This window comes from Mycobacterium sp. 1081908.1 (assembly GCF_001673535.1).
In the GTDB taxonomy this organism is placed as follows: Bacteria; Actinomycetota; Actinomycetes; order Mycobacteriales; family Mycobacteriaceae; genus Mycobacterium.
In genome coordinates, this window is sequence record NZ_LZLY01000104.1 from 115,197 (window position 1) to 128,118 (window position 12,922).

At 70.4% G+C, this 12,922-nt stretch carries 12 protein-coding genes; 3 read left to right on the forward strand and 9 right to left on the reverse strand.

The genetic code is table 11. The features are described from left to right. Nucleotides 1–852: a sulfurtransferase gene (locus A5655_RS17230; RefSeq protein WP_067011922.1), complete on the reverse strand. Its 852-nt coding sequence runs from the start codon at nt 850–852 to the stop codon at nt 1–3. 266 nt (nt 853–1,118) lie between these two features. On the opposite strand from A5655_RS17230, the gene A5655_RS17235 reads away from it, so the two are divergent. Then, nucleotides 1,119–1,448, forward strand: coding sequence for a DUF732 domain-containing protein (locus tag A5655_RS17235; protein ID WP_067011924.1), 330 nt, complete (start codon nt 1,119–1,121; stop codon nt 1,446–1,448). A 26-nt stretch (nt 1,449–1,474) separates the two neighbouring features. Here A5655_RS17235 and A5655_RS17240 read toward each other — a convergent pair whose 3' ends face one another. Beyond that, entirely contained in the window at nt 1,475–2,599 is a 1,125-nt protein-coding gene (locus A5655_RS17240; RefSeq protein ID WP_067011926.1) for a glycosyltransferase, read from the reverse strand. Between the two features lie 80 nt (nt 2,600–2,679). After that, entirely contained in the window at nt 2,680–3,462 is a 783-nt protein-coding gene (locus tag A5655_RS17245) for a helix-turn-helix domain-containing protein (RefSeq protein ID WP_067011928.1), read from the reverse strand. Nucleotides 3,463–3,546: 84 nt separating this feature from the next. On the opposite strand from A5655_RS17245, the gene A5655_RS17250 reads away from it, so the two are divergent. Together A5655_RS17250 and A5655_RS17255 are read left to right on the forward strand one after the other, a co-directional pair. Beyond that, nucleotides 3,547–4,497 carry an LLM class flavin-dependent oxidoreductase gene (locus A5655_RS17250; RefSeq protein ID WP_067011930.1) on the forward strand — a complete coding sequence of 317 codons (951 nt, stop codon included), beginning with the start codon at nt 3,547–3,549 and terminating at the stop codon, nt 4,495–4,497. Beyond that, nucleotides 4,494–5,159: a maleylpyruvate isomerase family mycothiol-dependent enzyme gene (locus A5655_RS17255; RefSeq protein WP_067011933.1), complete on the forward strand. Its 666-nt coding sequence runs from the start codon at nt 4,494–4,496 to the stop codon at nt 5,157–5,159. Before A5655_RS17250 ends, A5655_RS17255 begins: the two co-directional genes overlap by 4 nt. Here the strand turns inward: A5655_RS17255 and A5655_RS17260 are convergent. The 6 genes from A5655_RS17260 to A5655_RS17285 form a co-directional block, all read right to left on the reverse strand. Then, nucleotides 5,130–6,668 carry an FAD-dependent monooxygenase gene (locus A5655_RS17260; RefSeq protein WP_067011934.1) on the reverse strand — a complete coding sequence of 513 codons (1,539 nt, stop codon included), beginning with the start codon at nt 6,666–6,668 and terminating at the stop codon, nt 5,130–5,132. The two genes, A5655_RS17255 and A5655_RS17260, sit on opposite strands and share 30 nt — an antisense overlap. Further along, nucleotides 6,661–7,308, reverse strand: a complete 648-nt coding sequence (locus tag A5655_RS17265; protein WP_067011936.1) for a TetR/AcrR family transcriptional regulator — start codon at nt 7,306–7,308, stop codon at nt 6,661–6,663. Before A5655_RS17265 ends, A5655_RS17260 begins: the two co-directional genes overlap by 8 nt. A gap of 129 nt (nt 7,309–7,437) precedes the next feature. Then, the gene (locus A5655_RS17270; protein ID WP_067011938.1) at nt 7,438–8,595 is read right to left on the reverse strand and encodes an AAA family ATPase; all 1,158 of its coding nucleotides are present in this window, start codon (nt 8,593–8,595) and stop codon (nt 7,438–7,440) included. Between the two features lie 10 nt (nt 8,596–8,605). Continuing rightward, entirely contained in the window at nt 8,606–10,198 is a 1,593-nt protein-coding gene (locus tag A5655_RS17275; protein WP_067011940.1) for a Na+/H+ antiporter, read from the reverse strand. 151 nt (nt 10,199–10,349) lie between these two features. Next, on the reverse strand, nt 10,350–11,399 hold the full coding sequence (locus tag A5655_RS17280) for a DUF5685 family protein (RefSeq protein WP_067011943.1): 1,050 nt from the start codon (nt 11,397–11,399) through the stop codon (nt 10,350–10,352). A 49-nt stretch (nt 11,400–11,448) separates the two neighbouring features. Continuing rightward, nucleotides 11,449–12,906 carry a MauE/DoxX family redox-associated membrane protein gene (locus A5655_RS17285; RefSeq protein WP_082978714.1) on the reverse strand — a complete coding sequence of 486 codons (1,458 nt, stop codon included), beginning with the start codon at nt 12,904–12,906 and terminating at the stop codon, nt 11,449–11,451. Nucleotides 12,907–12,922 lie beyond the last annotated feature (16 nt).

Sequence of the window (12,922 nt, forward strand, 5' to 3'; positions counted from 1 at the left end):
TTATTCGGGTCCGCGGCCGACGGGGCGGGCCGGATCCGAACACCATTCCGACCATGACCCCGGATACAGCGCCGCTTCTCGGCCCGCCGCCGCGAGCGCGGCGATCGTGATGGCCGCGGTGACACCCGAGCCGCAATAGACGCCCAGCGGGCCGTCGCGATCGATGCCGTGGTCGGACAGCAGTTGGGCGAGCGCGTAATCGCCGACGAAGGTCCCGTCGCCCGCCAGGACGGCGCCGCTGGGAAGGTTTTTCGCGCCGGGGATGTGGCCGGCGACGGGGTCGAGGGGTTCCACGTCGCCGCGGAACCGTTCCGGGGCACGGGCGTCGAGCAGCGTCACGCCCTCGCCGGTTTGGTCGGCCGTCAACGTGGGTCGCCCGCCCGCATACAGATCATCGTGCGCCACAGCCACATTCCCGGGCGGCGGATCGACCGGGCCGGTCTCGAGGCTGTGTCCGGCGGAGCGCCACGCGGACAGGCCGCCGTCCAGGATGCGCACGTTCGCGAGCCCCGCGGCCGTGAGCACCCACCACGCTCGCGCCGAGCCGGCGCGGTTCCAGTCGTCGTAGACGACGACCGCATCGTTTTGGCGGATGCCCCAGCGGCGTGCGGCCGCCTCCAGGCTGCGCCCCGACGGCAGCGGGTGGCGACCGCGGCCGGCCAGGCCGTGGTCGCTCAGCTCGTCCTCGAGCGACACGTACACCGCGCCCGGCAGGTGGCCCGCCAGGTAGGCGGCACGACCGTCGGGTTCGTCGAGGCGCCACCGCACATCGAGGATCGCCGGTGGGTCGCCGGCCTCCAAAAGGGCGGCCAGCTCGGTCGCCGTGATCAGCACCCGGTCCCGTGCCTCCACGTCTGCACCTCCTCCCGTTTCCCGCGAGCCTAGCCGCACGCCGGGAGGTAAACGCCATTGGAACTGACGGTGAACACTTGCGGCGTCCGACGGGCCGAGCTGTGCGTTCGGAATTAAACTCGACCAGAACTAAAACTGAACGGCGGATTGAAGTTTGGCTTTCGGCGGGCGGTGCTGCGAGAAGACTATTGACCACGGAACCGCTCGCACGCGAGGATCATTTACATTGGTCGTCGAGCCCTTATGGCTTCGAAAGTGATGGGGAAATGAAGAAGAAGATTTCTGCGGTCGCGGTTGGCGCATTCCTGGCGTTCACGTGGGTGCCCGTGGCTGTCGCGCACGCCGACCAGACGGACCAGGACTTCGCGGAATACCTTGCGTCGCATGGCATCAACCTGGGTTCGCCGGGCCAGGCCGTGAACATGGCGCGCACCATGTGCTCCGACCTCGAGGCGGGCTACACGCAGAAGGACGAGATCGATCAGCTGACGGGCTCGCACAAGCTGACCCAGGCGCAGGCCGAAACGTTCATCGGCGCGGCCACCGCGGACTACTGCCCGGGCAAGCACAGCCCCACCAAGCCCAGCGGCGGATAGTTTCCTCTGAGCTGCGGTTATCAGCGCTAGGCGCTTTCCTTGGCTTCGCCGGTCCCCAGCGACGCCAGCATGCCCGCGGCGGCCCGTTCCCAGGTGAAGCTCTCCGCGCGGCGCCGGGCGGAGCGACGGCGGTGGTGTTCGGGACGGCCGACGATCGCGCCGACCGCCCACGCGATGGCGAACGGGTCGTTGTCGGCCAGGGCGCCGCTGTCCGGGGTGATGATCTCGGTCAGCGCGGACGTGCGTGACACGACGGCCGGCGTCCCGCACGCCAGCGATTCCAGCGCGGCCAGCCCGAACGTCTCGTGCGGGCCGGGCGCCAGCGTCACGTCCGCCGTGGCCAGCAGCTCCGCCACGGTGCGCCGGTCGTTGATGAACCCGGTGAAGTCGATCGGCAGCCGGGAGGCTTGCCTTTCCAGCCTGGCCCGCAGCGGGCCCTCGCCCACGACGACCAGCCTCGCGTCGACGCCGGCATGGCACAGCGCGCCCAGGGCGTCGATGCTGCGGTCGACCCGCTTTTCCACCGACAGCCGTCCGCAGTGCACCAGCAGGATCTGCTGCGGCGTAGCCCAGCGCCGCCGCACCAGGTAGGAGTGCCGGCGTGGGTGAAACGTCTGCAGATCCACGCCCAGTGGCACGGTGACGGTGTTGGTCGCGCCGATCCGGTCGAACTCTTCGCGCGCGAACGCGGTGGTGCACACCACGGTGTCGTAGTTGGCGGCCGTCCGCCGATTGGCGAAGTCCGCGAACTTTTCCGCGCTGCGCCGCGGAAGTACCTGTCCCACAAGGCGATCCAGGCGCTCGTGGGAGATCATGACCGTCTTGGCGCCGTAGTCGCGGCCCCACGGCCCCAACGACCTCAGGGTGAGGCGATCGGAGACCTCTAGTGCGTCGGGTTTCAGCGCCGCCAGTAGCGCTTTGACGGGTCCCGGCATCACCGCACGGTAGCCGCCGGTGCAGGGAATCAGCCGAGCGGGCATCGTGATTCGTACCACGCCCGTCGGCAGCTCCGTGCGTTCGGCGTTTCGCCCGGGCACGATCAGGAACACCTCGTGCCCGGTGGCGCAGTATTCGGCGCCGAGGCGGTCCACCGCAGTGCGCAGGCCGCCGGAGCGGGGGCCGTAGAAGTTGGCGACCTGTACAACGCGCATAACGTGAGGACACGCGGCGCGCATGTGCAGTCACCGATGGGGAACCGTCGCGTGCCTGAACAGTCCGTGAAGAAATCGCCTCACTGCGCGTGACGGCGGGCGAGGATCGCGGCGGTTTCGCGGTCGGCGGGCAGAAACGCCTCCAGGCGCAGCTCCGACACGGTGACGTCCAGCGCCGTGACGAACGTCGAGATCGTCGCCACCAGCCGCACGTCGCCGTGGGGGGAACGCAGGTGCAGCGGCACCGCGAAGCCGAGCGATTCGATCGGTCGCCCGCCCGGCGCTGGCACGCCGTATCCCTCGAGTTCGTCGATCAGCGCGTCGATGCGCGGGTGTGGACCCCGCTCGCGCAAGCCATGGAGGATGTGGCGCCGCCAATCGTCGAGGTTCACGATCCGCGCCGCCATGCCCTCGGGATGCAGCGCGGCGCGCAGCACGTTGACCGGCGGTTCCAGCAGCCATTCCGCCATCCCGTCGGTCAGCAGCCCGAAGGCGCCGTTGGCGGCGACCAGCTCACCGAAGCCGTCCATGACCATCGCCGGATACGGCAGATGCCCGTCGAGCACATGCTGGAGCGCCTCGCGCACGGGCTGCAGCAGCGGTGCGTCCGGCGCCGACTCGGGATGCGCGGGTGCGAAGCCCGCCGCCGCGAGCAACGAGTTGCGTTGTCGCAGCGACAGGTGCAACGAGTCGGCCAGCCGGCTGACGATGTCGCGCCCCGGCGCTGATCGGCCCTGCTCCAAGAAACTCAGATGCCGTTGGGTGGTGCCGGCGTCGTTGGCCAGGTCGATCTGGCTCAGCCGTCGCCGGTTACGCCATTCCCGTAACGCCGTGCCGAAGTCGCCCTCCGTTGCAATGGACATGCGAACAGTCAACCCATTCGCGGCGCTGGGCGCTATTCCCCGGAGGGAATTGCCGCGCGTCGACTCCGGCGACACGATCGCCGTATGAATCAGCCACTCCGCCTCGGTGTAATGCCGCCCCTGGCCGCCGAACCCTGGGCCGGTACCGACCTGCGCCGGCTCCTCGACTTCGCCCGCGCCGTCGAGGATCTGGGGTTCGACTCGCTATGGGCGAACGACTCGTTGGTACGCCCGCGCATCGAAGCGCTGACGTTTCTTTCGGCGGCGGCCGCGGTCACCGATCGCATCACCCTGGGCACCGCCGCCCTGCAGCCGGTGCTGCGGCGCCCTGTGCAGACCGCGCAGGTCCTCGCCTCCATCGACCGGCTGTCGGGCGGTCGGTTGGCGGTGGCCGTCGGCGCCGGCTTCCCCGGGCTGTCCGAGGTGGAGTACGCCGCCTCCGAGGTTCCCTGGCGCCGGCGGTTCGCGCGCCTCGACGACACCGTCGCGCTGTGGCGCCAGTTGTGGAACACCAAGGAGCCCAGCTCGTTCCACGGGTCCGTGCTGCATCTCGACGACATCCCGGCCGGCATCACCCCGTTCGACGCGTCCGACCCGCCGGTCTGGCTGGCCGCCGACACACCGGGCGCGCGGGCGCGCGCCGGACGCCTGTACGACGGGTGGCTCCCGTATCCTCCGACACCGCAGCCTTATTCGTCCGGCCTCGCCGAGGTGCGGGCCGCGGCCCAGGAAGCGGGCCGCGCCGCCGACGCCGTGACGCCTGCGCTGTTCGTCACCGTGCTGATCACCGACGAGCCCGACGGCGGGCGGGCGGCGTTGGATCATTTCGCCACCCAGACATACGGTTTCGGCATCGACGCCGTCGAGCAGATTCAGACGTTCGCAGCGGGGACGCCCGACGCCGTCACCGCCCGACTGGCCAGCTATGTCGACGCCGGCGCGCGGCATCTGGTCTGCCGAATAGCCGTCCTCGGCCCGGACGGATTCGTCGAGCAGCTGCGCCGGCTGCGGACCGTGACGGAGTCGCTGCGATGACCACGATCGTGCGGCCGGCACCCGATCGAGCCGCCACCTTCACGGGCCTCGTCGACGAATACCGCTCCTTCGCCGAACTCATTGGCGCCCTGGATGCCTCGGACTGGACGCGTGAAACCCGCTGCGTGGGCTGGCAGGTGCGCGACGTGGCCGGCCACGTGGTGGGCCAGGCCCTCGACACGGTCAGCGGCGCGATCGGCACGCGCACACCCGACGACCAGGCCGCCGCGCTTCGGGGCAAATCCCCGGCCGCGCTGGCGGCGCGGCTGCATGCCGCGACGGATTCGGTTGCGCGCCTTGCCGCGGCGTTCGACGACGCGGCATGGTCGGCACCCAGCCCGGTGCCCGGACTCGCGCTCGGCCAGGGCGTGCACGCGCTGCTGAACGACGCCTACGTACACGGTGACGACATCCGTTGTGCGCTCGGTTTGCCGTTCGACGACGGGCCCGGCCTGCGCGCCGGCCTCGACTTCGTGCTCGGCGCCCTGCTGCGTGATGACGTCGCTGCCGCGGACCCGGCCATTGCCCGGCTCTTGAGCGCCTCGGGCGAGCGGTTCGCCCAAGAGACCGGCATCGCGGCGCACGATTTCCTGCTCGCCGCCACCGGCCGAGGCGATCCGGCGCGCCTTGGGCTACCGGAGTGCGTCAACATCTTCCGCTGAGGGCCCGAACCAGCGTCGTAGCGCGTCGCGCAGGCTTGCTTCCTCGTCCGCCCCGAAAGTGTCCGCCGCCCAGGCGACGTAGCCGTCGGGTCGGAGCAGCAGCGCCGCGGCGGGCCGGTCGGCGACGGTCGTATTGACGACGTCGACGCGATCCTGCCAACCCTGCGCTGCGGCGCCGACGCCGCCGTCGAAGTCCAGCAGGACCGGGCGGGCGTCATGCAGCAGCTCGGCGACGCGCCGACCGTCGTCGAGGCTGAGCTCGGGCACGGGCCAGCCCGACAGCGGGTGGTCGTCGCCCACGTCGTAGCGGACGTCGTTGCCGGCCAGCAGCCTCGCCATGTGCCTCGCGGTGTCGGGCAGGGCGAAGAGCTCTCCCAAAAGCGTTCGGAGAGCGGCTACCTCGGGGCCCGGCGCCATGAGCGCGGTCTGGGCCATTGACTGCATCATCACGCGCTCGCCCACCGGGTGACGCTCGGACTCGTAGGTATCGAGCAACCCTGCGGGAGCCCACCCGTTGAGCTGCGCGGCGAGCTTCCAGCCCAGGTTCAGCGTGTCCTGCAGCCCGAGGTTCAGGCCCGGCCCGCCCATGGCGCTGTGCACGTGGGCGGCGTCGCCGAGCAGCAGGACCCGCCCGTCACGGTAACGTTCGGCGTGACGGGTGTTCTGCCCGTTGATCCGACGAAGGGCGTGCGGCCCAGGGCCTTTGGGCTCGCCGAACGCGACGTCAACACCTAACACGCGGCGTGCGCTTTCGCGCAGCTCGCCCAGGCTCATCGGTTTGTCCTCGACCGGCGGCGAGAATTCGATGGTGCCGAACAGCGAGCGGCCGGGTTCGAACTCGGCGTAGATCACCCCGCCGGTGTCCAACCGGGTGTGGCCGAACCGGAGCGCGCCGAAGCCGGGGATGTCGATGCCGCCGTCGGCGCGGCGCAGCCCGTCGGGGACCTGCACGTGCGCCAGCCGGCCGACAGTCTTCGACGTGTAGCCGGGGAAGTCGATGCCCACGGCCTTGCGGACCAGGCTGCGTCCGCCGTCGGCGCCGACGAGAAAGCCCGCTGCGATGCGGTACTCGCGCTCGGGCGAATTAACCACCGCCTCAACGGATTCCGGATCCTGACGGAGCCCGGTGAGCTCGTGCGCCCAGCGCAGGTCCACCCCGAGGTCGCGTGCCCGCTTCTCCAGCATCCGCACCAGTCGGGGCTGTTGCATGGGCAGCGCGTACATCGGGTTGTCGGGCATGCCAAGGAAGTTCAGCGTCATGGCCGCGAAGATCCAGCCGTAGACGGGTTGCGGTGGGTTGGGATCACCGGTGAACTCGCGATACAGCCCACGCATGTCGAGCATCCGGACCACCTGCCCGATAAGGCCGTTGGCCTTGGGCTCGGGGCTGGGTCCGGGTAAGCCGTCCAGCACGACTGGCCGGACGCCGGCCAGGGCCAGCTCGCAGGCCAGCATCAGCCCGTTGGGTCCGGCGCCGGCGATGACGATGTCGGCGTGCTGGTCAGCCACGGCGTGCCTCCTTGCGTTTGGCGGGCTCGGGCAGTCCCGCGGCGACGGCGGCGAAGCCGTCGCGGATCAGGTCGGTGATGGCGACGGGCGGGTCGGCCCGCACGTAGGCCTCGGCCGCCGCGTCGCCGACGGCGCGCACGACGGCCACTACGAGCCGCGGGTAGAGGTCGTGTTCCGGGTCCGTGCCGGTGCGTTCGGCGATCACCGCGATGAGGTCGTCAAAAAGCCGCTGCGGCAAGGCGTTACGAACCTGCGGGTTCATCAGCAGCTTGCGGACTTCGACGAGATCCTTGCGGTTTGGCACTTGGCTTTCGGCGCCGTAGAAATCGCCGAAGTCCTCTTCCAGTGGTTCGAGCACCGCGTGCGTGAGCGCCGTCCACAGCGGTTCGTCGGCGGGGCGTCGCCTGAGGGCCTCCAGGGCGCGGCGCATGCGCTCGGTTCCCCGGTAGGCCAGGGCCTCGTACTTGCCGTTGAAGTAGTTGTTGAAGGTGCGCAGCGACACCCCGGCCAGGCCAGCGATCTCGTCGCGCGTCACGTTCTCCAGCCCGCGCTCGAACGCCAGGTTCAGCGCGGCGTCGCTGAGGGCGCGCCGGGTGTCGGCCTTCTTGCGCTCGCGCAGCCCGGGGGACGGGGCGGTCATGGGGACCAACGTACGCGAAACGTGCTTGGTGGGCAATATTGCCCGCCGGGCAATGTTTGAGTGTGACCCAAGGTTCACGACACGCCGAAATGCGCCGCCCAGGATTCACACGGAACGTGCCGTTCTCGCTTAGCGCTTGCCCCATTCCCAGGGCGGCGTCGTCAGCAGGCCTTGGCCGGTGATCCGCGTCTCGCCCCACTCCTTGTAGAGCTCGATCTCGACCGTGTCGTCGCCGGTGGCTTCCAGCAGCGCGCGCGAGTGGGTGACCACCACGACCTGCGTCTGCGCGGCGGCGGAGCGGATCAACGAGGCGAGCGGTCGCACGAGTTCCGGGTGCAGCGAGGTCTCGGGTTCGTTGAGCACCATCAGCGAGGGCGCCTGCGGGCTGAGCAGCGCGGCGGCCCATAGCAGGAATCGCAGTGTGCCGTCTGATAATTCGGCCGCGCGCAGCGGGCGCAGCATGCCGCGCTGTCGCAGCTGGAGGTCGAACACCCCGTCGTGCACCGCGACCGAGACCGTGGCGCCGTCGAACGCGTCGGCGACGGTGCGGGCGAGGTCGTCGAAGCCCGCCTCGATGATGGTCTGGATCGCGGCGGCGAGGTCGTGGCCGTCGTCGGACAGCACCGGCGTGCGCGTGCCCACCTGCGGGTGCCGCGCGGGCGCGCCCGCGTCGACGCGGAAGCCGTCGTAGAAGCGCCAGCCGCGCAGCCGTTCTCGCACGGCCGCGAGTTCGGGCAGCGCGTGCGGGTTGGCGTACTCGGCCAGCACGCTGCGATACGACGGCAGGGACCGGCTCAGCTCGTCGAACCCGCGGCTCGATTCCGCGCTGACCTCCGCGAAATCGCGAGTCCGGCGCACCAGCGTCGACCCGGCCCGCAGCACCGGCCCGGCGAACACCGCCTCGCGCTTGATCTCGGGATCACGGCCGAAGGCGGACTGAATCCCCGCCATCTGCGGGATGCCCAGGTCGACGAGATAGCCGAAATCGTCCGCGGCGAAGCCCATTTCGAGCGACACCGGGCGGGTGCGCACCGTGCCCTGGGCCTTGCCGGTGCGCCGGGCCCCGCCGAGTTGCTCGGGCCCGGCCCACAGCACCGACTGCAGCCCGCCCTCGCGGGCGAGCGAGCCGATCACCTCGCCGCGGCCGCAATCGGCCAGCAGCCGCAACGCGCGGTACAGCGAGGACTTCCCGGCGCCGTTGGCCCCGGTGACGACGGACAGCCCACCCAGCGGCACGATCACCTCGCGCAGCGAGCGATACCCGCGGATCGCGACCGTCTGCAACATCGGGCGCGCCCTACTCGTCGTCGGCGGCGTCGAGCAGCTGGACCTCCTCGAGATCCATCTCGTTCTGCAGCTCGCGCAGCACGATGTCGTCGATGAGGTTCTGGTTGCGCAGGGCGGTGATTTCCCGGCGCTTCTGTTCGAGCACGCCCAGGCGTACCTGTCGGACCTTCTCCTTGCCCTTGACCAGTTTGTGGTTGGTGGACCCGTCTTCGGTGGCCTTGACCAATGCGGCTTTTTCTTCGTATTCCTTTCGCAGCCGCCCCAATAGCTCTTCGCTGATGCCGACCTCGTCGGCGACCGTCGGCAGCGCGTCGAGCGCCGCTTGACTGCCCCGGCACCGGGCCATTTCCAATTCCTGGACGTAGGTGAGGTCGTCGGGCATCTTGGCCCAGCGCACCACTGCGGGCAGCGTGCTGCCTTGGATCAGGACGGTGACCAGGATGACGAAGGTCACGATGAAGATCAGCAGGCTGCGGTCGGGGAAGGGCCTGCCGTTCAGTGTGGTGGCCGGGACGGCCAGCGCCGCGGCGAGCGACACGGCCCCGCGGAAACCCGCCCACGCGATCACGAACCGCTGGCGCCAGGGCGCGCGGCGCTGGCGCTGGACCTCGCGGCGGTCGATGAGGCGAATCAGGCCGGTGGTGACCTCGCCCCACACGATCCGGGAGGCGATCACCACGCCGGTGACGGCCAGGGCGATGTAGGCGGCGTGGCGAAGGCCCCCGTCGACGTGGGATATGCCGTGCAGCGCGCCCGGGATCTGCACGCCGACGAACACCCATAGCGAGCCGTTGAGCAGGAAGGTCGCGATGTCCCAGAACGCGAAGGCCGTCAGGCGGGAGCGGGCTCGGATCACCACCGGCCCGGCGTAGGTGAGGACCAAGGCCGACACCATGACGGCGACCACGCCACTGCAGTCGAATGCCTGCGCCAGCAGGAACGCCGCGAATGGCGTCAGCAGGCTCATGGCCCCTTCCTCTTGCGGGGCGTCGATTCGCTTGCGCGCCAGCACCACCAACCCACCGACCAACAGGCCGGCGGCGATGCCGCCGAGGTAGGAAAGGACGAACCGGCTACTCACTTGGAGCGGTGTGATGGCGGAGCCGCCGACGGCCACGGTGACACTCACCGCGAACAGCACTAGCGCGGTGCCGTCGTTGATGAGGCTCTCGGCCTTCAGCACGGTCAGCTGTCGGCGCGGCAGCTTTTTCGCCAGGCCCGCGACGGCGGCGGCGTCGGTGGGGGACAGCACGGCGCCCAACACGCCCGCCGCGTGGGGGTCCATGCCCAGCGATCGCGCCGTCCACGACACCGCCGCCGCGGTGGCGATCACCAGGGCGATGCTGAGCAAGACGATGATGCGTGCGTTGGCGCGGATCTCGCGGAAGCTGGTGTTCATGCCCTCCCAGTAGAGGATCGCCGGCAGGAACAACAGCAGCACGACCTCGCCGTCGACGTGCACGTGACCGAAATCGGGGATGAGGCCGAGCAGGGCGCCGAGCGAGATGAGCAGCACCGGGGGACCCACGCGATAGCGCCGGCCGAGGACCGTTCCCACGATGACGGTGGAAACGAGCGCGACGATCAGGACGAGGCCAAACACCTGCCCATCCTGCCGGACGGGTACGACGTGCGCCGGTTGGGGTTTGAGTCACACCCGTCCCACGGCCACCTCAGGGAAGGGGCGGGCGACTCTCAAACGTGATAGCGCATGCGATATCAAATTCAGGAGTCATGTGGGTAGGCCACGAGTTCTAACAATCGCAGCAGCAATCGTCGCAGCACTCGCAGCTCTCGCAGCAGCACAAGCAGCCGCCGTCGCCGCCCTTCTTGCGTTTTCCGGGGTTGGGGGTGTCACCCTCGGGCTCGCCGGGACCACCGGGGCCGGGTTGGTTGCCGAAGTTGATGGGTTCCTGCTGGCCGCGCGGCGTTCCGCTCTGCGCGGTGTAGCCGGCGTGGCTGAAGGTGCGTTTGATCGCGCGGCGCACCTCGCCGGTCAGCAGCCGCTGCGCCAGGCGCCCGTCGGTGAACTCGACATCGGCCAGCGCCAGTTCGATGCCCAGGGCCGCGTCGTCGCACAGGGCGCGGGCCTCTTCGATGGGAGTTGCGGTGGCCGCCAACGGGTTCCACTTGCCGCGGGCCACGTCCTCGCGGTAGTCCTCGACGGCGTCGAGCAGGTGGGCCACCCGGCCGAACAACTGCCCGATCTCGCGCAGCGGCGCGGCGTTGCCGGGGCGGCCGGCCAGCACGGCGGTGTGCGCGAACGCTTCGGCGACCGCGGTCTCGGTGGGCTCGGTCACCGCCAGCAGTGGGCTGCCCGGGCCGGCGGAGGCTTCGAGCGCGGCCTGCCGGTCGATCGCCGCGACGAGCACGCCGGTGTCGAAGCCCAAGGTGTGGCCGGCGTCGGTGCCCTGGCGCACCCAGCGCTCGGCGATGCGCCGCGCCGCCGGGCGAACCCCGACCGCGCCGACCATGCCGTCGCGGTCGTCGACGTGGTCGCGCACCTTCGCGGCGGCCAGCGCCAGCGAGACCACCGCGGCCAGCCGCACGCAGTCGCCGGTGGCGACGTCGGCGCGCTTCATCCCGCGCAGCGGGCACCGCCCGGCCTTGCGGCGCGTCGGCTGCTCGGCCGACTGCGCCTCGACCAGCAGGGAGACCACCAACCCGTCGTAGTTGGTGGCGATCCGCGCGACCTGGCCGTAGTCGTCGCGCAGCGCCAGACACAATCCACACAACTGGGCCCGCCAGGCGTCGGCGAGCTCGCCCCCGAGGCGATGACGGCAGGGCCGGATGATGCCAAACATGCACAGAAGCTACCCGAGGTTCAGCAAACGCGCGTCCCGAAACGCCGAGCTACGGATGCGGCGCGGGGCAGGTCTTCGGGAAGTTAACTGGCTGACCGATCTGGTTCATGCCCTTGCGGTATTGCGTGGTGGCCGGCAGGTCCGGGGTGGCGGCCGACCAGATGGTCGAGGTGCAGGTGGCGGTGTCGCAGCCGCCGCCGAAGGTCAGCGACTCGCCGGTCTTGACCGTCAGGCATTGGCATTTGGCCACGGCGGGATTGGTGGCGTCGATCTCGCACTCGACGTCGAGGCAGTTCGCCCAGGGCACCCCGGACGGGCAGCTCAGCACGCCGAAGTTGGCGTTGACGTTGACCGTGGAGAACGCCGAGCGCACCTTGCTGCCGGTTTGGGCCCGCTCGGTGCAGTTCTTGAAGCCGACCGAGTAGCCGTTGACGACGACGCAGTTGCAGATCGAGATGTTGGGATCGGTCGGCGACGGCACGCACGGCGCGGTGGTGCACAGCGCGAACGTTTGGTTGCACAGCCACGCGCCGTCGACCTCGAAGGCGTTGACATTGCTGGGCTGGGCGCCCTTGCCGCCCGAATCGCAGGCGGCCGCCGTGGCGCCGACGACGGGAAGCAACCCGACCGATGCGCTGCGCAGCAGCCCGCGGCGGGTGAACGTGCTCTGCCCCGTTCCCGCGGCCCGCTCGACGAGCTCGCCGATGGCGCCGGCGCCGCGCGCCGTGTCCGTTCTTTGGCCGCCCTCGATGAGCACGGCGCTGGGCGTGGCGGTGATGCCGTACGCGGCGAAGGAGGCGCGGGACTCGTCGATCAGCTCCAGCGGCACCCGGTGGCCCGCGGGGCCGCCGTTGATCAGCGCGACGGTGACGCGCCCGTCCAGCTCGCTCTGCCATCGGGCCACCTCGGGCAGCAGGGCGTCGCACGCGCCGCAGCCGGGCTGGCTGAAGACGAGCACGAGCGGCTTTCGGTTGCCCAGCTCGTCGAGGGTGCGGATGCGGCCGGTGCGGTCGGGCAGCGCGAGGGCGGCGGCTTTGACGCCCGGCCGTGACGCCCAGCGCCGGTGCGCCGCGGGGCCGAGCCACAGGCCGAGCATGGCCGCGGCGAAAGCCGTTAGGGCCCAGCCTGATTGGCCGTCGAGCGCGACGTACGCGGCCAGCGTCGCGAAGAAGCCGTTTCTGGCCACGGTCGGCCACCCCAGCGGCCCCGCGGACAGCCGGCCAAAGCAATGGCACTCCAGGCGTCGGCCGCGCGCCAGGCTCGCCAGCACGACGGCGCTGAATCCGGCGAGCGCGATCAACGCCGCGACGGCGCCGGTCGACGGCAGTGCCAGCAGCATTGCCGCGATGCCGAACTCGGCCGCGATCAGCGCCCGCCCCACGGAGGCAGCCGCGGGCACTCCGAATGCCGTCACCGCGCGCCGCACGCCGTCGCGATCGGTCAGCTTCGCCAGCGCGGCAACAACGAACATCCCGCCGAGGAGCAATCGCACTGCCAGCATCGTCATCTGTGCCCACCTCCGC